Source organism: Jejuia spongiicola, from assembly GCF_023502325.1.
Lineage (GTDB): Bacteria > Bacteroidota > Bacteroidia > Flavobacteriales > Flavobacteriaceae > Wocania_A > Wocania_A spongiicola.
The window spans coordinates 184,070-209,633 of record NZ_JAMFLZ010000002.1; the positions used below are offsets into that span (position 1 = coordinate 184,070).

Annotated in this window: 32 protein-coding genes and 1 pseudogene; 15 read left to right on the forward strand and 18 right to left on the reverse strand. The window is 31.3% G+C overall.

The window, feature by feature from the left end; genetic code table 11:
• Window positions 1-33: 33 nt before the first annotated feature.
• The 3 genes from M3P09_RS04745 (at window position 34) to M3P09_RS04755 (ending at window position 1,917) form a co-directional block, all read left to right on the forward strand.
• Window positions 34-1,335, forward strand: coding sequence for a DEAD/DEAH box helicase (locus tag M3P09_RS04745; RefSeq protein ID WP_249972221.1), 1,302 nt, complete (start codon window positions 34-36; stop codon window positions 1,333-1,335).
• A gap of 5 nt (window positions 1,336-1,340) precedes the next feature.
• Window positions 1,341-1,550 carry a DUF6500 family protein gene (locus tag M3P09_RS04750; RefSeq protein ID WP_099564351.1) on the forward strand — a complete coding sequence of 70 codons (210 nt, stop codon included), beginning with the start codon at window positions 1,341-1,343 and terminating at the stop codon, window positions 1,548-1,550.
• Between the two features lie 133 nt (window positions 1,551-1,683).
• Window positions 1,684-1,917: a VF530 family protein gene (locus M3P09_RS04755; protein WP_249972222.1), complete on the forward strand. Its 234-nt coding sequence runs from the start codon at window positions 1,684-1,686 to the stop codon at window positions 1,915-1,917.
• A gap of 91 nt (window positions 1,918-2,008) precedes the next feature.
• Here the strand turns inward: M3P09_RS04755 and M3P09_RS04760 are convergent, their stop codons facing one another.
• From M3P09_RS04760 to M3P09_RS17405, 3 genes are all read right to left on the reverse strand, one after another.
• Window positions 2,009-3,226, reverse strand: a complete 1,218-nt coding sequence (locus M3P09_RS04760) for a serine hydrolase domain-containing protein (RefSeq protein WP_249972223.1) — start codon at window positions 3,224-3,226, stop codon at window positions 2,009-2,011.
• 119 nt (window positions 3,227-3,345) lie between these two features.
• Complete coding sequence (locus M3P09_RS04765; protein WP_249972224.1) at window positions 3,346-3,798, reverse strand: tRNA (cytidine(34)-2'-O)-methyltransferase; 453 nt, start codon at window positions 3,796-3,798, stop codon at window positions 3,346-3,348.
• 1 nt (window position 3,799) lies between these two features.
• Entirely contained in the window at window positions 3,800-4,663 is an 864-nt protein-coding gene (locus M3P09_RS17405; RefSeq protein WP_249972225.1) for an AraC family transcriptional regulator, read from the reverse strand.
• A gap of 102 nt (window positions 4,664-4,765) precedes the next feature.
• Between M3P09_RS17405 and M3P09_RS04775 the strand changes: the two genes are divergently transcribed.
• Both M3P09_RS04775 and M3P09_RS04780 read left to right on the forward strand, forming a co-directional pair.
• Window positions 4,766-5,488: a phytanoyl-CoA dioxygenase family protein gene (locus M3P09_RS04775; RefSeq protein WP_249972226.1), complete on the forward strand. Its 723-nt coding sequence runs from the start codon at window positions 4,766-4,768 to the stop codon at window positions 5,486-5,488.
• Complete coding sequence (locus M3P09_RS04780) at window positions 5,488-6,303, forward strand: sugar phosphate isomerase/epimerase (RefSeq protein WP_249972227.1); 816 nt, start codon at window positions 5,488-5,490, stop codon at window positions 6,301-6,303. The genes M3P09_RS04775 and M3P09_RS04780 overlap by 1 nt, the downstream gene beginning before the upstream one ends.
• Before the next feature lie 30 nt (window positions 6,304-6,333).
• On the opposite strand, the gene M3P09_RS04785 is transcribed toward M3P09_RS04780, so the two are convergent.
• The 8 genes and pseudogenes from M3P09_RS04785 to M3P09_RS04815 all read right to left on the reverse strand — a co-directional run bounded on the left by M3P09_RS04785 (window position 6,334) and on the right by M3P09_RS04815 (window position 13,094).
• Window positions 6,334-6,750 (reverse strand): DUF805 domain-containing protein, encoded by a 417-nt coding sequence (locus M3P09_RS04785; RefSeq protein ID WP_249972228.1) that lies wholly within the window; start codon window positions 6,748-6,750, stop codon window positions 6,334-6,336.
• A 5-nt stretch (window positions 6,751-6,755) separates the two neighbouring features.
• Window positions 6,756-7,520: a tryptophan synthase subunit alpha gene (gene trpA / locus M3P09_RS04790; RefSeq protein WP_249972229.1), complete on the reverse strand. Its 765-nt coding sequence runs from the start codon at window positions 7,518-7,520 to the stop codon at window positions 6,756-6,758.
• A gap of 3 nt (window positions 7,521-7,523) precedes the next feature.
• The gene (gene trpB, locus M3P09_RS04795) at window positions 7,524-8,705 is read right to left on the reverse strand and encodes a tryptophan synthase subunit beta (RefSeq protein ID WP_347709805.1); all 1,182 of its coding nucleotides are present in this window, start codon (window positions 8,703-8,705) and stop codon (window positions 7,524-7,526) included.
• 30 nt (window positions 8,706-8,735) lie between these two features.
• Window positions 8,736-9,332: pseudogene (locus M3P09_RS17410) on the reverse strand (phosphoribosylanthranilate isomerase); the annotation flags it as partial.
• The gene (gene trpC, locus M3P09_RS04800; RefSeq protein ID WP_249972231.1) at window positions 9,329-10,114 is read right to left on the reverse strand and encodes an indole-3-glycerol phosphate synthase TrpC; all 786 of its coding nucleotides are present in this window, start codon (window positions 10,112-10,114) and stop codon (window positions 9,329-9,331) included. The pseudogene M3P09_RS17410 and the gene trpC, both read right to left, overlap by 4 nt.
• Window positions 10,114-11,106: an anthranilate phosphoribosyltransferase gene (trpD, locus tag M3P09_RS04805; RefSeq protein WP_099564341.1), complete on the reverse strand. Its 993-nt coding sequence runs from the start codon at window positions 11,104-11,106 to the stop codon at window positions 10,114-10,116. Before trpD ends, trpC begins: the two co-directional genes overlap by 1 nt.
• 12 nt (window positions 11,107-11,118) lie before the next feature.
• Complete coding sequence (locus M3P09_RS04810) at window positions 11,119-11,685, reverse strand: anthranilate synthase component II (protein WP_249972232.1); 567 nt, start codon at window positions 11,683-11,685, stop codon at window positions 11,119-11,121.
• A gap of 2 nt (window positions 11,686-11,687) precedes the next feature.
• Complete coding sequence (locus M3P09_RS04815) at window positions 11,688-13,094, reverse strand: anthranilate synthase component I family protein (RefSeq protein ID WP_249972233.1); 1,407 nt, start codon at window positions 13,092-13,094, stop codon at window positions 11,688-11,690.
• A 294-nt stretch (window positions 13,095-13,388) separates the two neighbouring features.
• Between M3P09_RS04815 and M3P09_RS04820 the strand changes: the two genes are divergently transcribed.
• From M3P09_RS04820 to M3P09_RS04845, 6 genes are all read left to right on the forward strand, one after another.
• The gene (locus M3P09_RS04820; RefSeq protein WP_249972234.1) at window positions 13,389-13,937 is read left to right on the forward strand and encodes a TlpA disulfide reductase family protein; all 549 of its coding nucleotides are present in this window, start codon (window positions 13,389-13,391) and stop codon (window positions 13,935-13,937) included.
• 6 nt (window positions 13,938-13,943) lie between these two features.
• On the forward strand, window positions 13,944-14,564 hold the full coding sequence (locus tag M3P09_RS04825) for a thioredoxin family protein (protein ID WP_249972235.1): 621 nt from the start codon (window positions 13,944-13,946) through the stop codon (window positions 14,562-14,564).
• 125 nt (window positions 14,565-14,689) lie between these two features.
• A complete protein-coding gene (locus tag M3P09_RS04830; protein WP_249972236.1) occupies window positions 14,690-15,007 on the forward strand; it encodes a rhodanese-like domain-containing protein in 318 nt (105 codons plus the stop codon).
• 9 nt (window positions 15,008-15,016) lie between these two features.
• Complete coding sequence (locus M3P09_RS04835; protein ID WP_249972237.1) at window positions 15,017-15,418, forward strand: rhodanese-like domain-containing protein; 402 nt, start codon at window positions 15,017-15,019, stop codon at window positions 15,416-15,418.
• 199 nt (window positions 15,419-15,617) lie between these two features.
• Window positions 15,618-16,388, forward strand: a complete 771-nt coding sequence (locus M3P09_RS04840; RefSeq protein ID WP_249972238.1) for a hypothetical protein — start codon at window positions 15,618-15,620, stop codon at window positions 16,386-16,388.
• Between the two features lie 228 nt (window positions 16,389-16,616).
• Window positions 16,617-16,928 (forward strand): hypothetical protein, encoded by a 312-nt coding sequence (locus M3P09_RS04845; RefSeq protein WP_099564334.1) that lies wholly within the window; start codon window positions 16,617-16,619, stop codon window positions 16,926-16,928.
• 95 nt (window positions 16,929-17,023) lie between these two features.
• On the opposite strand, the gene M3P09_RS04850 is transcribed toward M3P09_RS04845, so the two are convergent.
• From M3P09_RS04850 to M3P09_RS04870, 5 genes are all read right to left on the reverse strand, one after another.
• Window positions 17,024-17,863 (reverse strand): GIN domain-containing protein, encoded by an 840-nt coding sequence (locus M3P09_RS04850; RefSeq protein ID WP_249972239.1) that lies wholly within the window; start codon window positions 17,861-17,863, stop codon window positions 17,024-17,026.
• A 150-nt stretch (window positions 17,864-18,013) separates the two neighbouring features.
• Complete coding sequence (locus M3P09_RS04855; RefSeq protein ID WP_099564332.1) at window positions 18,014-18,742, reverse strand: head GIN domain-containing protein; 729 nt, start codon at window positions 18,740-18,742, stop codon at window positions 18,014-18,016.
• Between the two features lie 107 nt (window positions 18,743-18,849).
• Window positions 18,850-20,700, reverse strand: coding sequence for a PspC domain-containing protein (locus tag M3P09_RS04860; protein ID WP_249972240.1), 1,851 nt, complete (start codon window positions 20,698-20,700; stop codon window positions 18,850-18,852).
• Window positions 20,697-21,038: a PadR family transcriptional regulator gene (locus M3P09_RS04865; RefSeq protein WP_099564330.1), complete on the reverse strand. Its 342-nt coding sequence runs from the start codon at window positions 21,036-21,038 to the stop codon at window positions 20,697-20,699. Before M3P09_RS04865 ends, M3P09_RS04860 begins: the two co-directional genes overlap by 4 nt.
• A gap of 69 nt (window positions 21,039-21,107) precedes the next feature.
• The gene (locus M3P09_RS04870) at window positions 21,108-21,554 is read right to left on the reverse strand and encodes a DUF4870 domain-containing protein (protein ID WP_099564329.1); all 447 of its coding nucleotides are present in this window, start codon (window positions 21,552-21,554) and stop codon (window positions 21,108-21,110) included.
• 143 nt (window positions 21,555-21,697) lie between these two features.
• Between M3P09_RS04870 and M3P09_RS04875 the strand changes: the two genes are divergently transcribed.
• From M3P09_RS04875 to M3P09_RS04885, 3 genes are all read left to right on the forward strand, one after another.
• Window positions 21,698-22,153, forward strand: coding sequence for a DUF4442 domain-containing protein (locus tag M3P09_RS04875; RefSeq protein WP_249972592.1), 456 nt, complete (start codon window positions 21,698-21,700; stop codon window positions 22,151-22,153).
• A gap of 193 nt (window positions 22,154-22,346) precedes the next feature.
• Window positions 22,347-23,147, forward strand: a complete 801-nt coding sequence (locus M3P09_RS04880; RefSeq protein WP_099564327.1) for a TIGR00266 family protein — start codon at window positions 22,347-22,349, stop codon at window positions 23,145-23,147.
• 125 nt (window positions 23,148-23,272) lie between these two features.
• Window positions 23,273-23,470, forward strand: a complete 198-nt coding sequence (locus M3P09_RS04885; RefSeq protein WP_099564326.1) for a hypothetical protein — start codon at window positions 23,273-23,275, stop codon at window positions 23,468-23,470.
• 35 nt (window positions 23,471-23,505) lie between these two features.
• Here the strand turns inward: M3P09_RS04885 and M3P09_RS04890 are convergent, their stop codons facing one another.
• The gene (locus M3P09_RS04890) at window positions 23,506-24,444 is read right to left on the reverse strand and encodes a LysR substrate-binding domain-containing protein (protein ID WP_099564325.1); all 939 of its coding nucleotides are present in this window, start codon (window positions 24,442-24,444) and stop codon (window positions 23,506-23,508) included.
• A gap of 104 nt (window positions 24,445-24,548) precedes the next feature.
• On the opposite strand from M3P09_RS04890, the gene M3P09_RS04895 reads away from it, so the two are divergent.
• Window positions 24,549-25,028, forward strand: a complete 480-nt coding sequence (locus M3P09_RS04895; RefSeq protein WP_249972241.1) for a Dps family protein — start codon at window positions 24,549-24,551, stop codon at window positions 25,026-25,028.
• An 86-nt stretch (window positions 25,029-25,114) separates the two neighbouring features.
• Here the strand turns inward: M3P09_RS04895 and M3P09_RS04900 are convergent, their stop codons facing one another.
• On the reverse strand, window positions 25,115-25,537 hold the full coding sequence (locus M3P09_RS04900) for a DUF2141 domain-containing protein (protein WP_099564323.1): 423 nt from the start codon (window positions 25,535-25,537) through the stop codon (window positions 25,115-25,117).
• Window positions 25,538-25,564: the final 27 nt, after the last annotated feature.

The following is a 25,564-nucleotide window of genomic DNA, read 5'->3' on the forward strand; positions in this document are numbered from 1 at the left end:
ATGTTCGTTTTAGAACTTTATTAAACAATTTATATGTCATTTAACTCTTTAGGCTTATCCGAAGCCTTGCTAAAAGCCATTAGCAAAAAAGGATACACTACCCCAAGTCCTATTCAACAAAAAGCTATCCCACCTGTTTTAGAGGGTAGAGATGTTTTAGCTTCGGCGCAAACAGGAACAGGGAAAACAGCAGGTTTTACATTACCGCTTTTACACATACTTTCTGAAAATCCGAAAGCAAAATATAGACCCATACGGGCTTTAATTTTAACTCCAACACGAGAATTGGCAGCACAAGTATATGCTAATGTTAGAGAATATAGCGAGTTTTTAAATTTAAGAAGCGCCGTAATTTTTGGAGGCGTAAATCAAAAACCGCAAGTTGCAACTATCCGTCAAGGTGTTGATATTTTAGTAGCTACTCCAGGACGTTTATTAGATTTACAAAATCAAGGATTATTATCGCTTAAGCGTGTTGAAATTTTTGTTTTAGATGAAGCGGACAGAATGTTAGATATGGGTTTTTTAAGGGATATTGAAAAAGTAATCAAATCTATGCCAGAGAAACGTCAAAATTTGATGTTTTCTGCTACGTTTTCAAAAGAGATTAAAAAGTTAGCGCATGGTATTTTAAATAACCCTGTGCATGTTGAAGCAACTCCAGAGAATACAACTGTTGAAGCAATCTCACAAAAAGTTTACAGAGTAGCCAAAGGCCTGAAAACTAATTTGATTATCAAGCTTATTTCTGACGACAATTGGAAACAGGTGTTGGTTTTTACTCGTACTAAGCATGGTGCAAATAAGCTTTGTAAAAAAATGATTAGCTCAGGTATTACTGCAGCGGCTATTCATGGGAATAAAAGTCAAGGCGCAAGAACTAAGGCATTAGCAGGTTTTAAAAACGGAAATGTACGTGTTTTAGTTGCTACTGATATTGCGGCTCGTGGTTTAGATATTCCATTATTACCTCATGTAGTTAACTTTGAATTGCCTAATATTTCAGAAGATTATGTACACAGAATAGGTAGAACGGGTAGAGCAGGAGCTAGCGGTGAAGCGCTATCATTAGTGAGTGCAGACGAAATAACATATTTAAGAGGGATTGAAAAATTAGTTGGAATGAAGTTGCCTGTAGAAATTGTTGAAGGGTTTGAACCAGACCCAAATGCATCTACAGAACCTATTAAACCAGGGCAAAACCGTTCTAGAAATCCTAGGAATAGGAACAATAATCGTAATTCTAACTCTAATCAATCTAATAGAGACCGAAATAATTCTAATAGAAGACCCAAACGAAACAATAAAAAGAAGTTTAACGATCGAAGAAACTAGAAGTGATGCGAACCGTTTTAAAGAAAAAAATCATTGAAGTTTGTAACCGAAAGATTGAGCAAAAAGGAAGCAATGTTGGATTATCTTTTTATGCTTTTTTTGCAAATAAGAATGATGACCCAGAGTTACTTATGGAAGCGGCAACTTGGTGGATTATGGAGCATAAGCTAGATCATTTTGAAAAGGCTATAAAAATTAAAGAATTAGTAGAGTAGATTGTTTTTGCCTCCTCGAGCATTATCGAAATATAAAATATATTTTATATTGAAGATACCAAGCGCAGCTTGACGAGAGGTTAATATTATAAATCATTTAAGAAGGTCTCGACTGCGCTCGACCAGACAGCTTATGGAATCTCAACCAAATAACCCGTTACATGGAGTGAAATTAGAGCAAATTATAAACGATTTGGTAGCTCACTATGGTTGGGAATATATGGGTCACACCATTAAAATTAAATGCTTTATTGATAATCCTTCAGTAAAATCTAGCTTAAAATTTTTAAGACGCACTCCTTGGGCACGCACTAAAGTTGAGAATATGTATTTAAATATGTTAAAGAATCGGAATAGAAAAAGTTGATTTTTTTTTGGTTCGTTTAACGGTTAGTGTATGAAGTGTAGCACCCCGAAGGGTACTGTGAAATTCATATGCATTATTACCAACCGGCTTTTTATTTGAACTTGATTTCATATTCACCTAAAACGTTATAAATTTCATCTAAGGTCGGTCGAACTTCTTCATCGAAATCCGTGTCCGTATTTATAAGAATTATTTTACCAATCAAGCTTTCTGGATTAAAATACATATACGCCATAAGGCCTGGGTCATAGCCACTATAACCGATACCCCTTTTCGAATAATCAATAAAAATACCCGAGTTTGCATCAACTCCTTCTGGAAGTTGGTTTTTGGTCAATTGCTTTTTAAAAAGTTCATCATAACTTTCTTTTGTCAATAAACTTCCGTTTCCTGAATAGCCCTTAATTAGTTCAGACAAATATTTACCTAAATCGGTGCTAGATGTAGTTAGTCCGCTTGCAGGAAAGCCTACAGTTGTATAATTCGCCATAATTTGTTTGTTGGTTGCATATAATGTCGAACGATTTTTTGATTCGTTATTTTTAGCGGCCCAACTTGAGGCGTTCATTTGTAAAGGTTCAAGAATGTACTTTGTGGTAAACGTTCGATAGGGAACTCCAGTTGCCGATTCAATTACAAGTGCACATAGATTTGACCCAACATTTGAATAGTTAAATTTTGTGGATGGTTTATTTGCTGTATAACTTTCGCCGTTATTCAGATTACCTTTTTCGGTCAATAAATTTTTTAAAAAATCAGGGAGCGATAATTCCGTCTGAGACTCATTGAAATATTCGGGTATTCCTGTACCTTTTTTATGATCTTTTTCGATAAGTATATAATCGTTTTCCCAAAAACTATCCGAATCGTTTATTGAAGATGTGTGGATGGCTAATTGTCTTATCGTAATCGGTGTTTCTGGAAAATTTGGGTTTGATACTGTAAAAGGAAGATATTTATCTATGGGTTCATCAAGATTAAGTTTGCCCATTTCTTTGGCTTTAAATAATGAAAGCCCAATCAAGGTCTTTGAAATTGAGGCAATGGGTTGAACGGTTTGGGTTGAATATTTTTTTTGGGTAGTGGAGTTTGCAAATCCAAATCCTTTATTATAAAGAATTCCGGTAGAATCTACTATTATGACAGAAAACCCAACTATTTTTCCGTTCTCGTTGATTTTGTCAATTTGAGTAGTTAATGAATCTTTAATTTTCGAATAACTCTTTGAGTTCTTTTTTTCTGAGCTGTTTTTTTGTCCGCAAGCAACTACCAAAATAAAAATTGAAAGGGCTATGATTATTTTATTCATTAAACTTTGTTTCTTAAGCTTGTTAGTAATGTTTTTTATGTATATAAATGCATTTCAATGACTTACATCCACCGTTAAAACGAAGGTAGTCGAAAATTTTCACAAAGTCAATATTGGAATTAGCTAAGCTGTTTCAAGCCTTCATATACCACAATGCCTACCGCATTTGCAAGATTTAAACTTCTAACATGCTTGCTGTATAAAGGAATTTTATAAAGCTGGTTTTTATGCGTTTCTATTATTGGTTTAGGTAATCCTACCGATTCTTTACCAAAAATTAAAAACATATTATTTTCAAAAGGAATATCCCAATGATTTTTTGTTCCATGACTTGATAAAAAAGCCATATTTGCGTTTTTGTTTTTTAAGAAAAAATCTTCAATGTTTTCATAATACGTAATTTGAAGATGTTTCCAATAATCTAAACCAGCACGTTTTAATCGTGTATCGCTAATTTCAAACCCTAATGGCTTTACTAAATGCAAGTGTGATCCAGAGGCTAAAGCTAATCGACCTATGTTTCCTGTATTATTAGGTATTTCGGGTTCTATTAAAACAATGTTTAAAGGCATTTTATTTTGTGTTATGTTTGGCAATATACGCTTTGGGCGTTATTCCTGTAAATTTTTTAAAGGATGTGGCAAAGTATTGAGATGAATTATAGCCTAAATTAAAAGCTACTTGAGTTATTGTTTTTTCATTTAGTAAATCAACCTTTGCTTGCTTAATTTTTAATCGATTAATGTATTCATTTGGTGTTATTCCAGTATTTTCTTTAAACCAAGTTTTAAAATAAGAGACAGATATTTTTATTGCTCCAGCCAATTCATCTACATAGATAGACCTACTTAAATTCTTTTCAATGTACTCATTAATAATATTTAACCTTATGGTAGGTTTTACTTCCTGGGGTTTTTCAGTTAGTGATAATGTTTCAAGTAAAAGTTGAATGATTAAATGATTTATAGTTATTACACTAAGAATACTTTGTGGTTTTTCTAATTGAGTAAATAGTGCATTCAAAATATTTTTTAAAGAAAAAGCACCTTTAAATACCGCATTTGATTTTTTGGTTAGCGCTTTTAATATATAGTTAGATTGCAAAAAAGGTAGGTTGCATAGTTTACCAAGATCATTATTTAAGGAAATCTGTATCCAAAATAACTCACCTTTATCTTCTGGGTAAACCCCTGTACTATGTATCGTGTTAGGCGACACAATAAGAATATCATTGCCATTAAGTTTCAACTCATTTTGCTCAATATTATAAAATTGCTGACCTTTTAAGCAATAACAAATTTCAATAATGTCTTTGTGTATATGGTTTTCTAACCTTGGCTTAACTTTAGTGTACTTATAATGCCCAAATTGTTTACAACGCTTATATCCTAATGTGTTTAGGTTATAAACGACGCGATCATTTGTTTGATTTTGCACTGTTTATGTATAAAATTGTTGGGTAATACAAATTTAAAAGACTTTAAAGAATCTTTACTATTTATTTGAAATAAATTAAAAGTTAATATAATTAAATATTTTATGGAATTAAGGGAAAAATTTTTAAGTCATGGTTTTACTCATTTAGAATCATTAATAGTTAAAGATGAGGTTGAAGAACTTAGAGTTTTATATGATTACCTCTTAAAGGATAAAAAAAGAACTGAAGGATTAAGAAGCGACTTATCAGGAGGCTCTGGTGGACCTGTTGAAAAAATAACTCAAATTATGAGACCTAGTCTTATAGAACCTAAGCTATCTAAAATGAATGTTTATAAGCAAGCTCTTAACTATGCGAAGCTATTGTTGGGAAGCGATATGGCTTTAGACTTTGATATGCTTATAAATAAAGCACCATATACAAATACAGAAACACCTTGGCATCAAGACGCAGCCTATTGGATAAAAATGCCAGATAAAAGAGCTGTAAGTTGTTGGGTAGCATTAGATGATGTTTATGAAGCTAATGGATGTATGTGGTTTATTCCGAAAAAAAAATCTACAAATATTTTGAAACATTATGCTATGCCAAATAAAGGAGCATTGTTTTGTAAAACAGATACTAAGGAAGCCCAAAGCATTCCTTTAAACTCAGGAGGGTGTACATTTCATGATGGGTTTACTCTTCATTTTAGCAAAGGAAATAGTACTAATAGTCGACGAAGAGCTTTGATTTTAAATTTTAGACCTGAAAGCATGATTGTACTAGAACGGGAACAAGGAGTAGATCATACAGGAGATAGAGAAATAAGAAATAAAAAATAATGGAATTAAAATTTATTTACCCGCGCTGGGGTAGTGCAGATATTGATTGGGGCACCTTTTTGAATAAAGTAAAGGCAAATGGATTTAGTGGTGTAGAAATTGATTTGCCTTTTAATAAGCAAGAAAAACATGACATACTTTTAATGCTTAAAGATTTTGAGCTAGATTTTATAGGACAGCATTGGCAAACAAAAGATGTTGATTTTAAGACTCATAAAGAGAATTATAAATCACATTTGTATAACTTGGTTGAAGCTAAACCTTTATTTGTGAATTCGCATACAGGTATGGATTTTTTTACTTTTGAACAGAATGCTGAATTAATTGAAATAGCCCAAGCTATTGAAGCCGAAACGAAGGTGGTTATTACTCATGAAACGCATCGGTCTAGGTTTTCTTTTGCAGCTCATGTTTGTTATAAATATTTAGAATCGTTACCTTTTTTAAAGCTAACATCAGACATTTCACATTGGTGTTGTGTTGCCGAAACTTTACTAGAAAACCAAGAAAATGCTCTGCAAAAAGCTATTCAACATACCTATCATATACACGCACGTGTTGGTTCGTCTCAAAGCGCACAAGTTATAGACCCAAGAGATTCTGTTTATGTTGAAGAGTTAAATCAGTTTAATAAGTGGTGGACAGCCATGATAGAAAATGCAGCAAAAAGTAGTCGGCAGTTTATAACAATTACTACCGAATATGGACCTTTTCCGTATACGCTGTATCAACCTAATACTGAAACACCACTAGGTAATCAATGGGACATAAACCTGTTTGTGAAAAACGAAATACAAAGAAAATGGAATCTTTAGAGTCTAAATAATTAACTCATTCTATAAAAACTATTCATCCAAAAGAGGTTTTCCTATGTCGTCAATTTCATCATTGATATTGGGTTTTTTTGGATCAGGGCCGTATTGATTTGGCCCCGACTCTCCATCGGTACAAACTAAAATTAAATACCAAATTCGACCAATTAAGGGTATGAAATTAACAAAGAAATAACCTCCGCTTTTTCCTGTGTCGTGTAGCCGTCTAACATTTACTGCTAACCATGGAATTAGAGTGGCAATAGAAAATATGATGAAGAATGTAAACCCCCATGTAAACCCTAAGTATTTTTCAGTGTATTCTGCCAAAATACTCATAGAGATTACAATGATTGACCAAAACAAAGCATACATCCAGTATTCTTGTCGTCTAGCTCTACCCGAAAAATTGGCATAATTTTCAATTAATACTTTTTTAAACCATTTCATAAAACTCAATTCAAGATTGTATCAACAAAGTTTTTAATATTTTTAATACCATTATTAGTAACATGCTTTACAAAAGCACTTCCAATAATAGCGCCTTTTGCATATTGTGTAGCTTGAGTAAACGTTTGATTATTACTAATACCAAAACCAATAATTTGTGGATTTTTTAAGTTCATTTTAGCAATACGCTCAAAATATTGCGTTTGCTCATCTCCAAAACCAGATTGTGCTCCTGTTGTACTGGCGCTACTTACCATGTATATAAATCCGTTTGAAATAGAATCTATATATCGTATACGTTCATCACTGGTTTGAGGCGTAATTAAGAACACATTAATAAGACCATATTTTTCAAAAATAGCTTGATATTCTTCGTGATACACATCAACAGGTAAATCGGGTATAATTAAACCATCAATACCAATCTCTTGACATTTTTGACAAAAAGTTTCTACGCCATATTGAAACATGGGGTTAAAATATCCCATAATAATTAATGGAATATTAACTGACTTTCTAATGTCTTTTAATTGATCAAAAAGCACATCGGTAGTCATGCCATTTTTTAATGCTTGCGTTGAACTTACTTGAATAGTAGGACCATCAGCTAATGGGTCGCTAAAAGGCAAACCTATTTCAATCATATCAACACCATTTTTTTCTAAATCTTCGATTATTGAAACGGTGTCGTTAATATGTGGGTAACCGGCAGTAAAATATATAGACAATAATTTTTTGTCTTCTTGAAGTTTTTGATTTATTCTGTTCACAATTTAAATTTTAAAATAATCTATATAATTCTGTAAATCTTTATCGCCACGTCCAGATAAACTTACCACAACAACATCGTCTGGATTAAACGTTTTCCGTTCAAAAATGGCTAATGCATGAGAACTTTCAATAGCGGGGATAATACCTTCCAATTTGCATAATTTTAAACCAGCTTTCATAGCGTCATCATCTGTAATTGCTATAAATTCTGCACGTCCCGTTTTACATAAGTGTGCATGCATGGGACCAACACCAGGATAATCTAATCCTGCAGAAATAGAGTAAGGCTCGGTTATTTGTCCGTCAGCAGTTTGCATTAATAATGTTTTACAACCGTGAATAATGCCTTCTTTTCCTAAAACAGAGGTTGCTGCACTTTCACCAGAATCAACTCCTAAACCTGCTGCTTCTACAGCTATAATACCAACGTTTTCTTCATGTAAATAATGATAATATGTTCCAGCAGCGTTACTTCCACCACCAATACATGCCACCACATAATCTGGGTTTTTCTTACCTGTTTGTTCTTTTAATTGCCATTTAATTTCTTCTGAAATCACTGCTTGAAAACGTGTTACCATATCTGGATAAGGGTGTGGGCCAATGGCAGAACCAATAATATAATGCGTGTTTACAGGATTATTAATCCAATCGCGAATGGCTTCGTTTGTAGCATCTTTTAAGGTTCTACTTCCTGATAATGCAGGTACAACTTTTGCGCCTAACATTTTCATTCTGGCAACATTTGGTGCTTGCCTTGCAATATCAATTTCTCCCATATAAACTATACATTCAAGCCCCATTAAAGCACAAACTGTAGCGGTGGCTACACCGTGTTGACCTGCTCCAGTTTCTGCAATAATTCTAGTTTTACCTAAACGCTTAGCCATTAGAATTTGCCCGATAGTATTGTTTATTTTATGTGCACCTGTATGATTTAAGTCTTCGCGCTTTAAATATATTTTGGTATTATATTTATGAGAAAGACGTTTAGCAAAATATAAGGGAGAAGGGCGACCTACGTAATCTTTAAGTAGTTGGTCAAATTCCTTTTTAAAATCTGGCTCAGCCATTACTTTTAAATAATTTTGGCGTAACTCTTCTACATTTGGATATAGCATTTCTGGTATAAATGCACCCCCAAATTCGCCATAGTAACCTTTTTCGTTTACGTTATAGTTCATGATTTTAGAAATCAGATTATTTTTAAATTTTTTTATGTCTTCAATATTTTTTAAGCCAGGTTCTATTTCAAACTTACTATTTACATCTAACGCATAGCAATATTTTGAAGCTTTGCTCCGCTGAAATTTTTTAATATCGTCAATTTGATTCAGTCCAATTCCTCCACTTAAAAGGAATGGTGTTGTTGAAGGATAATTGTTTAATACGTTCCAATCAAATGTGTACCCGTTACCTCCAGGGAGTTTCCCTTTAGTATCAAACAGGAAGTAATCAACAATACCCTCGTAAGGATTTAAAACACTGAAATCAAACTCATCCTTTATTGAAAATACTTTGATTATTTCAACACTTTCAGATTTTAGTTGTTTACAATACTTAGATGATTCTTTGCCATGCAATTGAACTGCTTGTAAATTATGTTTGTTAATTTTTTCTATTACAAAGTCAATGTCAGCGTCAACAAAAACACCTGTTTTTTTAATTGATTTTGGTAAGTCTAGGATGCACTCAGTATCAAAATGTCTTGCTGATTTTTCATAAAATATAAAACCAAGATAGTCAGGTTGCAATGCTGCAACATGTTCAATATTATCTTGATATTTCATTCCGCAAACCTTCAGTTTCATTTCTCTAGATTTTGAATGAATTCTGTTGCACTGACTCCTGGGTTATCAGTTTTCATAAAGTTTTCCCCTATTAAAAAGCCTTGATAACCATAAGGTTGTAATTCTTTTATTGCATTTATATTGCTGATACCACTTTCAGAAACTTTTACAAAGTCATCAGGAATAAGGTTACTTAAACTTTTACTGATATCTAAATTAACATCAAATGTTTTTAAGTTCCTATTGTTTACACCTAGCATGTCTAAACTAGGCATGATAGATTTGTGCAACTCTTCTTCGTTATGAACTTCTAAAAGGACATCTAAATTCAAGGTTTTGGCAAACTCAGAGAATTGTTTTATTTCGTCTTTTGAAAGTATTGCAGCAATTAATAAAATAACATCAGCACCATAAGCTTTTGCCTCTAACAATTGGTATTCATCTATAATGAATTCCTTTCTTAATAAAGGAATATTACAACTTGCTCTTGCCGTTAATAAATCGTCTAAAGAGCCTCCAAAATATTTACCATCTGTTAAAACAGACATACCACAAACCCCTGCAGCTTCATAACCTTTTGCTACATCTTGGACGTTTAATGTATTGTTGATTACAGACTTTGATGGTGAGCGCCTTTTATGTTCTGCTATAATTCCTGATTTGCTGTGTCGCAAGTTATTTGCAAGTGATATTGTTACTCTTTCAAATAAAACGGATTGTTCTAATTGAGACACTGGAATTAGACTTTTTCTAAGTTCAACTTCCTTGCGTTTATCTAATGTTATTTTGTCTAAGATGTTCATTATTTACTTAACTCAATCAATTTATCTAAACTTGCTTTTCCTTTACCAGAAAACAACGATTCTTTTGCTATTTCAAAACCTTCTTGATGTGTAATTTGTTTTGTAGTTGCAATCGCTAATCCGGCATTAGCGCAAACTACATTATTTTGTGCCTCTGTTCCATTACCGCTAATGATATCTACAAATATGTTTGCTGCATCTTTAACCGTGTTTCCTCCAAAAATTTCGTCTTGCTTAATTTTAGAAACTCCCAAATCTTTTGGAGAAAACAATTTTTCAGTATGATTTGAAACAATTTTAGCTTTTCCTGTTAATGAAATTTCATCGTATCCATCTAAGGCATAAATAATATTGTAATTTTTATCTGTGTTTTGATATATAAAACTATATAGGCGTAAAAGTTCTAAGCTAAAAACACCTAGCATTTGGTTTTTTGGAAATGAAGGATTAACCAAAGGTCCCAACATGTTAAAAAAGGTTTTTACGCCCAACTCTCGTCTGATGGGAGCTACATTTTTCATAGCAGGGTGAAATAATGGAGCGTGTAATATGCATATGCCTGCTTTATCTAGGCAGCGTTTTAAAAAATCTTCGTTGTTGGAAAACTTTACTCCTAAATGCTCCATAACATTTGATGAACCAGAAGTTGATGATACGCCATAGTTACCATGTTTGGAAACGTTGACTCCAGCACCTGCAGTAATAAAGGAGGATAGAGTAGATATGTTAAAGGTGTTTTTACCGTCGCCACCTGTACCAACTATGTCTACAGCATTAAAGTCTTTGAGGTTTATGGATATGCAAAGTTCTAAAAGAGCATCTCTAAAGCCTTTCAATTCTTCTATGGTAATACTTCGCATCATGAAAACAGACAGGAAGCATGTTATTTGACTTGGGTTATACATGTCGTTTGATATGTTAACAATAACCTGTTTTGCCTCCTCGCTTGAGATGGTTTCGTGATTTATAAGTCTATTTAGTATATTTTTCATCTTTACTATTGGCTAATTATTTACCCAATTTTCTAATATTTTCTTTCCATCTGGTGTCAATACCGATTCTGGATGGTATTGCACACCTCTTACATCGTATATTTTATGTCTTAAAGACATAACTTGTCCGTTTGCATCAAAAGAAGTGGCTTCTAAACTATCTGGTAATTCTGGATTTACAACCCAAGAATGGTAACGCCCAACTTCAATATTTTTATCTAAGTCTTTAAAAATGTATTCACCATCAACACTTATGGTTACATTGGTTGCAACGCCGTGATAAACATCGTCTAAATTGATTAATGAGCCTCCAAAAACTTCGCCTATAGCTTGTTGACCAAGACAAACACCTAGAATACTTTTCGTAGGGGCGTATTTTTTAATAATAGCCTTTAGTAAACCTGCTTCATCTGGAATTCCTGGACCTGGTGATAATACAATTTTATCAAAAGGTTCAACATCTTCTAAAGTTAATTTGTCGTTTCTTACTACTGTTACAGCGCAGTTTAAATCTTCTAAATAATGTACAAGATTATATGTAAAACTATCGTAATTGTCTATTACTAATACTTTCTTCATCTTTAAATGTCTTCTGCTAATTTAATAGCTTTAGTTAATGCTCCTAATTTATTGTAAACTTCTTGTAGCTCGCTTTCTTGATCAGATTTTGAAACCAATCCTGCACCAGCTTGCCAATTAAGTTTGTAATCTTTACTTAAAAAAGTACGAATCATAATAGCATGGTTAAAGTTGCCATCAAAATCCATAAAGCCTATAGCTCCCCCATAAAAGGCACGACTTGTTTTTTCGTATTTCTCAATGAGTTGCATGGCTCTGTGTTTTGGTGCACCACTTAAAGTTCCAGCTGGAAAGGTGTCTGCTACGACTTGCATGGTTGAAGTCTCTTTATGTTTATGTCCTGTAACCTTACTTACTAAATGTATAACGTGCGAAAAGAATTGAACTTCGCGATACGTTACCACTTTTACACCGTTCCCATGTCGGCTTAAATCGTTTCTGGCTAAATCAACTAGCATAACGTGCTCAGCATTTTCCTTATCATCATTTTTAAGTTTTTCGGCTAAAACTTCATCTTTTTGTTCGTCACCAGTTCTCTTAAATGTTCCTGCAATAGGATGAATTTCGGCTAGACCATCATCCACAATAAGTTGAGCTTCTGGCGAGCTTCCAAATATTTTAAAATCGCCGTAATCAAAATAGAATAGGTAAGGCGAGGGGTTAATGCTTCTTAAAGCACGGTAAATATTAAAATCGTCTCCGGTATATTCCTGAGAGAAGCGTCTGGATAAGACCAATTGAAAAACATCTCCGCGTTGGCAATGTTTTCTGGCTACTTCAACATGTTCTCTAAACTCATCATCCGTTAAATTAGATTTAATATCGCCTTTTGAACTGAAGTTATATGAGGCAAAATTTTGAACATTAATCAGTTTATCTATGTCATCAATATTATTATGCGTTCCATCATAACAATGCGCAAAAATATAAGCTTCGTTTTTAAAATGATTTATAGCTATTATATTCTGATAAACAGCATAATACATATCTGGAATAACTACAGAGTCATCTTTTTTGCTAATTTCAACATCTTCAAAATACCTTACGGCATCATAAGCTGTATAACCGAAAATACCGTTATTGATGAATTTGAAATTTTCTTCAGATTTTGTGTCAAAACGTTTAGTGAAATTATGAATTTCGTTAGTTACATTAACACCTTTTGTTATTTCTAAATCTGTTGTGCTTCCATCTGGGAAGGTTTCAGAGATCACTTCGTTTTCAACTTTTATTGAGGCAATTGGGTTAAAACAGATATACGAGAAATTCTTATGGCTTCTGTGGTAATCTCCACTTTCCAGAAGGATACTATTGGGGTATTTATCACGTATTTTATAATAAACAGTAACAGGTGTAATAGTATCTGTTAAGATTTTTTTGTGATGCGTGTAAAGACTAAATTTTTTCATCTTATAGTTTTTATTTTATTCTAAAATAACTTTAGAACAAAGAAAAAAGGCTTGTCGTGAACGACAAGCCTTTTGAATATTTTAAGTTTTAAATATACTAGGGATTTACTTCACGAAGATTAGTTTCGAAAGCACCACCACCAATTAGTATTTAAAATTTTGTTCATTTTTTGTTTTTTTAACTGCTCAAATATAGAAATGAAAATAAAACTAAACAAAAGTTTAGTATGTTTTTTATTTAAAAGTTTGTTAAACTGTAATATTAGCAACAAACTATTAATTAATTTTATGCTTATGAAATTTAAAGTAATAATTATTGCAATACTATTAACATTTAGTTGCGCTAAAAGAAATAAAAAAACCGAGGTTGCAATTGATACTACTAGTAAAAAGGAAGTATTAAGTAATGATAATATTATAGGCTTAGATTTAGAGGTTTACAATTATGAAGGGTTTAAGAAGTTTTTAAATAAAAAAGATGATAAAACTTACGTGATTAATTTTTGGGCAACATGGTGTGCACCTTGTATTAAAGAGTTGCCATATTTTGAAAAATTAAATGCTAAATACAATAATAAAAATGTTGAAGTTATATTGGTTAGTTTAGATTTTCCTCACTTATACGAATCTAAACTAAAACCGTTTATAAAAGAAAAGAAACTAAAATCTAAGGTAATTGCTTTAGATGATGCAGATATGAATTCTTGGATTCCTAAGGTAGACAAAAGTTGGTCTGGTTCTATTCCAGCAACAATTATTTATAATAAAAACGACCGTAAGTTTTTCGAGCAATCTTTTACTTACGAGGAATTACAAAGAGAAATAAAAACATTCTTAAAATAAAATAAGATGAAAACGAAAATTAAATTAATAGCAACATTGGTAACTGTTATGTGCGTAAGTGCCTTTACAATTACTAATTCGAACAACGGTGATGGATATAAAGTAGGTGATTTAGCTGAAGACTTTTCACTTAAAAACATTAATGAGACTATGGTATCTTTATCAGATTACAAGGACGCTAAAGGTTTTATTATCACATTTACTTGTAATACATGCCCATATGCTGTTATGTATGAAGATAGAATTATCGCATTAAATGAAAAATATGCCAGTAAAGGCTATCCAGTAATTGCAATTATGCCAAATAATACTGATGTAAAACCAGGAGATAATTTTGATGCGATGAAATCTAGGGCAAAAAGTAAAGGGTTTACATTTCCATATTTAATTGATGAAAAACAAGATGTATATCCAAAATATGGAGCTACTAAAACACCGCATATATTTATTTTGCAAAAAACTAGTAAAGGCAATGTGGTTCAATATATAGGGGCAATAGATGATAATTATAAAGATGCATCGGCTGTTAATACTAAATATGTTGAAAATGCTGTGGATGCATTACTTAATGGAAAAAAAGTTGAACAAACCGAAACGAGAGCTATAGGTTGCTCAATTAAAGCATAAAAGCAAAACGTACATTTTTGTAAAGATTAAAATATAAAAGTCTGAAGTTTTATACTTCGGACTTTTTTTAGCTATTATTTGATTAGATGTATTAAATTTGTAAGTATCAATTTCAATTTAAAAAAATGGAAAATTTAAGTCAAGAAGAATGGGTGTCGCAATTAGAAAATGATGATAATGCAGTTATTATTGATGTAAGAACAGATGATGAGGTAGCTGATGGTATTATTGTTAATGCCATTCACATAGATATTTATAAAGGGCAAGAATTTGTTAATGAGATAGAAGAGCTTGACAAAGATAAAAGCTACTATGTGTATTGCAGGTCTGGTAATAGAAGCGGGCAAGCTTGTAATATTATGAATCAATTAGGGTTTGAAAATGCCTATAATCTTGAAGGAGGTATTTTAGAATGGGAAGGCGATCTTGTAGATTTAGATTAAAATTATTAAATGAAAAAAATAGTAATTTTTCTAGTGTTATTAGTAGTAGCAACGATTATTGTTAGTTATTATAAAAAAACAAAAAGTGATGCTAAAGTGGTGTCAGCAGAAGATTTGCAACCCCTTTTACAATTAGATAACGTACAATTAATTGATGTTAGAACACCAAAAGAATTTAAAGGAGGGCATATTGAAAATGCTCAAAACATAAATTTTTTATCGCCAGATTTTACAGAAAGCATTAAAAAACTTGACAAAAATAAGCCCTTAATTGTGTACTGTCGCTCTGGAAAAAGAAGCGCGAAAAGTATTAAAAAATTATTTGAAGCCGGTTTTACTGAAATATACGATTTAGAAGGCGGAATAATTAAATGGAAACAGAAAGGATTTAATTTAAAATCTAATCTTTAAAACTCTCAGTTTTGAGAGTTTTTTTATGAAATAACATCATAACCAAATATTCATTATATTTGATTCACTCCAAATGATGAGCCTTCATCTTAAATGATTCTATATCATTTATTATAAAATTTAAATTCTCCTAAATCATTATTAATAGCAAACTATATAATAGTTATATAGTTAATTAACCAACCAAATAATTTTAATTATGATTAAAAAAACAATTTCAGTAATAGCTGTTATTGCTATGGTTTTTAGTGCCACAGTAACAGCAAATGCCCAAGAAGACAAATCATATACTATGTGGGAGAACATTTTGTTAACTCCAGATAATACTAAATTAAAAGTATTATCAGAAAACATGAGAAAACATAATGCGCAATACCATAAAGAAGCCCCTTACACAGCAACGGTTTATAATATAGTTTCTGGACCCAATTCGGGAAAAATTGTATGGCAAATGGGGCCAATGCATTATAAACATAATGATACGCGTCCTGGTGAAGGAGGGCACGACGAAGACTGGAGGGATAACGTAATGCCATATATAAAAAAAATAAATACCATTGAGTATTGGACACAAGACGATAAATTATCTAATACTAGCATGTTAAAAGGAGAAAGTATAAACTATCCGCTTTTGTTTGTAAGAGTTGGTGAGATTGAAAAAGGACAAGTATCATCGGTAAATCAATTTTACAAATATGTAAGTGAAACTGTTAAAGCTATGGATGGTGTAAACCCTTGGGGCTTATATTTTAATGAATTTAGACAAGGTGATTTAGGGCGTCATGTAGCTTCGGTAGGTTTTTATAAAAATTGGACAGAGTTTGATGAAGAAGAAAATAGTTTTAAAAAGACTTTTGAAAAAGTACATGGAGAAGAAAATTGGCAAATGTTTATTGATATGGCTAATAGAACCTTCTCGAATTCTTGGGACGAAATATGGTCATATAATAAGCATATGAGTGGCCATTAATATATTTTATAAGAAGGCTTTAATCTACTTTTAATTAAAAAACCTTTGGTGCTTTTTATGCATTTCAAAGGTTTTTTTTGATTCAATAATTATTTTAACTTCTTTTTGAGTACTTCACCTTTTTTATTTTTAGCCACTATACTTTTTTTATACTTTTATTAAAAATATGGAAAACAAAAGCTTTGTAGAGCTTTAAAAACACTTAATAAACTACCTAAGAAAAAAGTTATGGATAACGGCTTTATAATATTATCAATAATAGCATTATTATTTTTAAGTATATATGGATATACATATGGCTCTATTGCTTTAGCAAAAATTAAACAAAAGAAAGCAGAGAAAAAAGAATTAATGCTTGAAGAAATTAGGCTTGAAGAAAGAAAAAGAAAACAAGCTATAAGAGATGAAAAACTTAGAAAGCAAAATAAAAGACGTGAAGAAATTAATCACGAACTTAAGCTTTTAGAAGAAATGAAACTTAATAATGAGAAGTTGAACAAAATGCGTGTTGAAAAAATGAAGCAGAAAAAAGTGGGATAAATTCTCATAGTTGTAAAACAAAAAGCCTCAATGTTTTAAATTTAAAACATTGAGGCTTTTTGTTTTATTAAACCATTTATAAGCTAAGTCCTTTGTTATTTTTCTCTTTTCTGAATTTTTGATGTATTGGTAAATTTGTCAATAACTATTTTTGGATCATTATATAAATACAAATCACTAGACCCTGTTAAAGAGACAATTATTTTATCAGTAACCTCAATAGTGGTATCACTTGCAATCTCGGAATAGAGATTGCAATTTTTTACTGTAAAATTTTTGCCATAAAACTGAGAGTTGTTGTCAGTTCTTAATAATAAATCATCACTTTCCCCTTCTATATTTACATTTGCACGTTGATATAAATCAGCTTTTAAAATAGGTGAATGAATTAAAGCGTTTAATTTGCTGTTACCATTTAAAACAATATTGGTACTGTCCGCTGTTAAATTAAGATCCACTTTAGCCTTACCATGGCTTTCAAAATTAAAATATTTGGTTTCTATTGTTAACCCAGCTTTCGAGTTTCCAGTTGTTTTAAGGTTAGTATTTGTTATATCCATTGTTGCCAACGAAAATATTTTACTATTATCTCTAGTTTCAATATTATTTAAGAAATCATCATAATTCACCTTTATATTTAACCTTTTTTTTGAAGTAATTCTTCTTGTTTTATTAAACGAGAGTACGCTATCTCGAACACTAAATGTTATAAATTCGTGAAGGTTTTCATCTGCTTCAACCTCTATAGAGGGTACTTTGTTGAATATAATATCAATTTCAAAATCTTCATCAACAATTATAGTATGAAAAGAGTTTAAAGGGGTATGTAAAGTGGTTACATTTCTATTGCCTTTTACCTTCTTTGCTTTTTGAGCTTGGGTTATAAAGCAAATGCTTAAAGAAAAGATTAATATAAGAAACTGTCTGTTTTTCATGACTTTATAAGTTGGTTATATAGTTTTAGACCAGTTTTATTATAAAATGTCACATTTAAGTACAAAACAAACCCATCTTAAACTAAACTTAGTTTAAGATGGGTTTTAAAAGGAGTTGGTTATTAAGGTTGGTAAGGTTGGTCGTTTTGTTTATTGCTTTCTAATACTTCCAGAAGGTCCATCACTTTTGTTTACCTTTTCTGGGTTACCATAATATTTTATATCGCCACCACTATTTGCTTTTGCTGTAAGCTCTTTTGAAGTGTTTACAGTAATATCTGCTCCACTTGTTGCTTTTACTTGACTAGATTCGGCAATTAAATTTGACGCTTTAATATCACTACCACTTGTAGCTTCAGCAATTAGTTTTTTTGTTTTCCCAGATAATTTTAAGTCACTACCGCTGGTTGATTGGCATTCTAAAGTTGAAGTATCTACATTTAGTTTCATGTCACTTCCGCTAGTAGATTTTAATATTAAATAATCTGTTGTAATAGTGTTAGTTGAGTATACGTCACTACCACTTGTTGAAGTAATTGCTGAAATATCTTTAAAACTTACTCTAACTTTTTTTGAAGTTGATCTGCCTATATTCTCTCTAGTATGTATTTTTAATACATTATCAACCACTTCGGTTATAATAAGGTCATGTAAATTTTCATCAGCTTCAACAGTAATACTTTCGCTGTTACTTTGTGTTAAATACACATCTAAACCTTCAGTAGCTTTAATAGCTGTAAATGATTCTGTAATGGATCGTTCTACTGTTTGTACATTGCCATTGCCACGAACACCAGAGTTCATGTTAATATCAAAATTGCATGAAAATAATGTTAAGCTTAATAATGTAGCTACGATAATTTTTGTTAGTGTTGTCATAATTATTTGTTTTTGATTGATGTTTTTTATCTATTCAAATATCTGCATTGTACTAAACAATTTTAAACTTAAATACCTGAACTGTTAATTTTTAATGATGAATTGTTTTAGTTGTCTTTAGATTTTATTGAGATGCCATCACCATCTATATTTACATTAACTTCATCTCCATTGGCTTTGACTCCAGTCTTATCAATTTTTAAACTAGAACTATCTACGGTTACTTTCAAACCATCTTCATTTATTTTTAGACTGGAATTTTCATCCTTTAAGTCAACATTTACTTCATAGTCTTCCTCATCTTCTTCAATTGGGCAGTCTAAGCATTCAATATCATCTTCTAAAATTTTTAAATAATGATTAGTATTACCATGTGTTATAATAGTGCCGTTGTAATTATGATAATAAAAAAATGTTTTTGAGTTCTCATTACACTTTATAACGGTGCCCTCTGGTAAATATAGAGTAAGCATTATTTCTTGATCACTAAATTTGTTCTCAGCGTTTGTCGTAAAATAAGAGTCAAGAAGTAACATGTTGTTTTTCAGAGTATAATTATAGTTTATATTTTTAGCACGCTCTATAGCCTTTTCATAACTTCTACCATCTGCACTTCTATCTACACTTAATGTGGCTAAAGAATCGGTAGTAGATTTTACTATAATAACTATATCAGACGAATAAATGGTTTTATTTCCGTTTTCATCATGGATAAGTTTAAAAGATTCGTTATGTCTATTTGTTCCGTTTTTATACAAATCGTTTCCGACCATTTTTAAGTTTATAGTGTCATTTGCTGTAATTTGTAACTCTTTCTTTTCAATGACACGCTCGTCAAAGGCGTGCTCACTTGCTTGCCTTACACCAACAATTACCAGCCCTATTATTGATATTAACCATACGCCTAAAAGTGTAAATTTTGCAATATTACCTATAGACTTTAGATTATTAATAAGAATCTTTAAGCCTAAGTAAAACAAAAAGAAAAATGGTATTCCAACTGTGAAAAATGTTAATAATGAAACTAACCATACTGGTGTATTTCCTGCATTAACAATATCGGCATGGTCTAACCAAGGGATGTTAATTATATCTACAACTCCTAAAGAGAATAGCGTTACTATTAAAGCAATAAGTGTTGAAGCTCCTACAATTATTAATATTATGCCAATAAATTTTGCAAAAACTTTTAAGAAAAACATAATTACTTCTCCAATAGTATCAAAAAAAGTTTTTGAAGATGATTTAATTTTGTTGCCTTGTTTTTGTAGGTCTACTTTTTTTGCAGCACCAGAAACAGAATCGCTTACATTCTTTGCAGCACCAGAAACAGAATCTGTAACATTTTTAGCAACATCGCTTACCGTTTCTGTAACATTTTCAAACCCATCTTTAATTTTTTTTTCAATATTACTAATGTTAACTGGGTCTCCAGTCATCATTATTTTTTCTGATGTTGTTTGAGCTTCAGGAACTAAAATCCAAAGTAGTATATATAAAAGAATTCCTGTTCCAGCTCCAAATATTAAAATAATCCAAGCTAAGCGTACCCATAAGACATCAATTCCAAAATAATGTCCCAATCCAGAAGATACACCTCCTATATAGGAATTATCGGTATCTCTAAATAATTTTTTTGATGGTGCTGATTTTCTCTTATAAGTAGTTTGTGGTTCATCCTCAAAAATTTCGTCATCTACCAAATAATCTTCTGGTTGACCCATAATAGAGATAACTTCATCTACCTCTTTAATTCGTATAACTTGTTTATCGTTTTGTACGCGCTCATTGAAAAGCTCAGAAATACGAGCTTCGATGTCTGATATGATTTCAGAACGACCTTGAGAGTCTGTAAATGAACGTTTTATAGCCTCAAGATAGCGTTGTAGTTTTAAGTAAGCATCTTCATCTATATGAAAAAATATACCTGCTAAATTTATGTTGACTGTTTTATTCATTTTTTTGTTGTTTTTTGGCTTGTTACTATAGTTACTGCATTATGTAATTCACTCCAAGTAGTGTTTAATTCTTTTAAAAACAGTTTACCAGTTTCTGTTAAACCGTAATATTTTCTTGGCGGTCCAGAGGTCGATTCTTCCCATCTGTAATTTAAAAGACCAGCGTTTTTAAGTCTTGTTAGTAGTGGATAAATAGTACCTTCTACAACAAGCAATTTTGCGTCTTTTAGGGTGCCTAAAATCTCTGCTACGTATGCATCGTCGTCTTTTAAGACTGATAGTATGCAGAATTCTAATACGCCTTTACGCATCTGTGCTTTTGTGTTTTCTATCTTCATATTCTAAAGCGTTTAAATATTGTGAAACTGTTCATTTTTTGATTGATTATGATTGATTATTGATGAAAGTTATTTTAAAAAATTGATGGTTAATGGGTAATGATATATTTCACCATCTCTAGCTTTTAAACTAGCTATAACTATAAAAACTAGCTCTAAAATAAAACCTATTATTGCAAATGCACCTAGAGTACCACCTATATAAAGTAATGGTGATGGTTCGCCAATATTAATATGAAAATCATGAAAGCCATTAAAATCTATAAAGTCTATACCATTAAAAACTTTAAAAATAAAAAATGGAATAGTTAAGGTTCCCAAAATAATGGCGTATAGTAAAATACTTATCTGAAAATTAATAGCTTGTTTGCCATGAGTATCTATAAAATCAGATTTATCTTTGTTAGTAACCCATAATATTATAGGACCAATAAAATTTCCGAATGGGATTATAAACCTACTAAAGGTTGATAAATGAATAAATGTAGCGATGTTTTTTTGATGATTGTCTTGCATGATTTTAAAACATATAATAGTTTCTTATGCAAATATATGTCTAAAAGAAGGTATTATGTTACGCATAGTACTTAATTTTAACAAAATTTTAACAAATTGATATGTCGATTATTTTCGATAATTTTGATAAAAATGAATTTATAATGAAGTTAACACCTAGTAAAATAAACACATTCAACATTTTTAAATTACCAGCAGTTTTCTTTATGGGTGTTAGAGTTAAATCTATTGATAATATAGCCTGTATAGTAACTGTTAAACATAGATGGTTAAACCAAAATCCCTTTAAATCATTGTTTTGGGCTGTACAAGGCATGGCAGCAGAGCTTACTACAGGAGCTATTGTTATGGCAAAAATTCAAGAAAGTGGTAAAAAGGTTTCAATGCTAGTAACTACTAATAATGCAACATTTACTAAAAAGGCTACAGGTAGAATTACATTTGTTTGTAATGATGGTGAATTAATAGATAATGCTTTGAAAAGAACTATCGAAACTGGAGAAGGTCAAACCATTTGGATGAAATCTGTAGGAACTAATAAAGATGGTGTGGTTGTATCTACCTTTAATTTTGAATGGAGTATTAAAGCGAAGCAGTAGTTTTTTTTGTCTTAGTCTCAGTATATAACAAACCATGTTCAACTTTTTTTCTAAACTTTTTATGAGGCAATAGCTTTTTCGTTTTCAGCTACCAATTTAGAATTTGGAATTTATTTTTTTGTAATTTTAAAAATAGTGTAACAAAACCTTAAATGCATCAACATATAAACGAATCAACTAAAAAATTAAAAAGATGACAGCACACGAAATTGATTATAGAATTTACGGCGAAGAAATGCAATATGTAGAGATTGAACTTGATCCGCAAGAAGGTGTAGTTGCCGAAGCAGGAAGTTTTATGATGATGGACGAAGGCATTAAAATGGAAACCATTTTTGGCGATGGATCTCAAAAAGATTCTGGTTTTTTGGGTAAAATTCTTGGAGCAGGTAAACGAATCCTTACTGGAGAAAGCTTATTTATGACAGCCTTTTATAATGATTTAGTAGGAAAACGAAATGTTTCTTTTGCATCACCATATCCAGGTAAAATCATACCAATAGATTTGACTGAATTTGGAGGTAAATTTATTTGTCAAAAAGATGCATTTTTATGTGCAGCAAAAGGAGTTAGCGTTGGTATAGAATTTTCTAAAAAATTAGGAAGGGGTTTATTTGGAGGAGAAGGTTTTATTATGCAAAAGCTTGAAGGAGACGGTATGGCATTTGTGCATGCTGGAGGTACTATGGCTAGAAAGGAATTGCAGGCTGGAGAAACGTTGCGTGTTGATACTGGTTGTATTGTAGGTTTTGATCAAACCGTAGATTATGATATTGAATTTGTAGGAGGTATTAAGAATACAGTATTTGGAGGAGAAGGCTTGTTTTTTGCTAAGCTTCAGGGACCTGGGACAGTTTATGTGCAATCGTTACCATTTAGTAGGTTAGCTGGTCGTGTTTTGGCATCGGCACCAAGGTCTGGAGGCAAAAGCAAAGGAGAAGGTAGTATATTAGGGGGCTTAGGAGATTTATTAGATGGCGATAATAGATTTTAAGTGTTAAATTTTCTTTAATTTAAAAAAGCAAAGCAATTTTTTACTAAATTTATATGTTTAATAAAAAAAATATAGCCTATACGCAGATCTACTTTTAATTTAAACCAAAATCCTAATAAGTAATTATGGCAAGAGCAATGCTAGAGTATACCAAAACGGTACTTAAAAAAGTAAGTTTTGATACTACGTTGTTTTGCAAGGAAGTACAGAAAGCGGTAAGTAGATTACTACCTTACGAGATTGAAGAGCTTAAAATTTTTATTCATTCTCTTGTACAGCAGAACCCGGAATTAAATCAATGTTTAATCTATTTAAAAGCATAAAAAAAAGCGACTATTAGTCGCTTTTTTAGTTTTGTTTACTTAGGAATTGGACTTATTATTTCTACATTTTGAAAAGCAATTGCTCCTCGAATAATGCTAGAAATAACATCTTGTAAAGCTTCAATAATTTGCATTTTCAACTCGCTTTTATGGTAAATTAAACTCACTTCTCTCGCTGGTGTAGGCTCGTTAAAATGATGTAAATTATTTTTTTCTTTTTCGTTAATATCTAAAGTATGCAAATAAGGTAAAAGCGTCATTCCTAGCCCTTCGTTTGATAGTTTTATTAACGTTTCAATACTACCACTTTCTAGCTGAAATTGATCATCGGTATGATTTTTAAAAACCTTACAAAGATTAATAACACCATCTCTAAAGCAATGCCCATCTTCAAGTAATAGCATATCATTTAAATCTAAATCGGATACATTAATTTTTTTATTTGAGTGTAAGCGATGGTTCTTTGGAATATAGCTTACAAAAGGTTCAAAAAATAGTACCCGTTCTTTAATTAATTCATTTTCAAGAGGTGTAGCTGCTATTGCTGCATCTAAATGCCCATCTGTAATGCGTTCAATAATTTCTTCTGTGGTTAACTCTTCTATTTTTAACTTTACTTTTGGGTGTTTCTTTATAAAAGTCTTTAAAAACATTGGTAAAAGCGTAGGCATTACTGTTGGAATAATACCAAGTTTAAATTCACCTCCAATAAATCCTTTTTGTTGATCTACAATATCTTGAATTCTATACGATTCGTTAACAATATTTCTAGCTTGATTAACAATTTTTCGACCTACTTCAGTCAATTCAATTGGTTTTTTACTCCTATCAAATATTTGTACATCAAGTTGGTCTTCAAGCTTTTGAATTTGCATACTAAGTGTAGGCTGAGTAACAAAACATTTTTCGGCTGCTTTAGTAAAATTTTGATTTTCGGCTACCGCCAAAACGTAGTATAATTGTGTTATTGTCATAAGTATCAATTTAGGCTATAAAAATATAAAAACTATCAATAAAATTTATCAAAACACCTGTTAATTATAAATTAAATTTGTAGTAAATAAAAAATAGTATAAAAATGACATATAATAGTATAGGTTTAAATACCTCTAAAACCAAGGCTTTAGCTAGTGATTTGAATCATTTACTAGCTAACTTTCAAATATATTACCAAAATTTAAGAGGCATACATTGGAACATTAAAGGGAAGCGTTTTTTTGACTTACATGTTAAGTTTGAAGAGTTATATACCGATGCTAATATTAAAGTTGATGAAATAGCTGAGCGTATATTGACTTTAGGTGAAACACCTTTACATACTTTTGAAGATTATTCAGCTAAAGCTGAAGTGCAAGTTGGTAAAAATATTTCTGAAGATGATAAGGCAGTACGATTAATAGTAGAATCTTTAACCCAGCTTTTAAAGATTGAAAGGGCTATTTTAGAAAAAGCGGGTAATGCAAACGATGAAGGAACAAACTCTATGATGAGTGATTTTATAACCGAGCAAGAAAAAACAGTATGGATGATGAAAGCTTGGTTAAACGAAACGGTTTAGTTTTTTAGTTTAGTTGGTTAGTTTTAAAAGCGACTTATGGATTACGTTTGTAATCCAATAGGTCGCTTTTTTATGATGTATTAGTACTAAAATATTATATCCATTTTTAAATCCTCATCTTTAAATTCAAATTTAGCAGTTGCGTATTGTGGCGGACCAAAACTCATTGAATTATTTGACATACCATATGATTCTTTTGGCATACCATTATCTTCAAAATCCATTCTGTTATTTTCGTTTTCATCATGTAATGCCATTATAGCATATGTTCCAGGTTCAACATTTTTAAATGTTACAGTTATTTTTCCGTTTTCAATTTTGCTTTGCTCATTTTTAATGCCTTGTCCTTTCATAAATGTATTTTCTGTATGAAGAGCTAATAATACATTTCCTTTATTGTTTTTAATATTTTCAATGGTAACGGTAATTGTTTTTCCTTCTGAGTGCTCTTGTGCGTTTGTTAAAGTAATAGCAAATAATAAGGTGATGATTAGTGATAGTGTTTTCATGATTTTATAGTTTTTAATGATTCAACA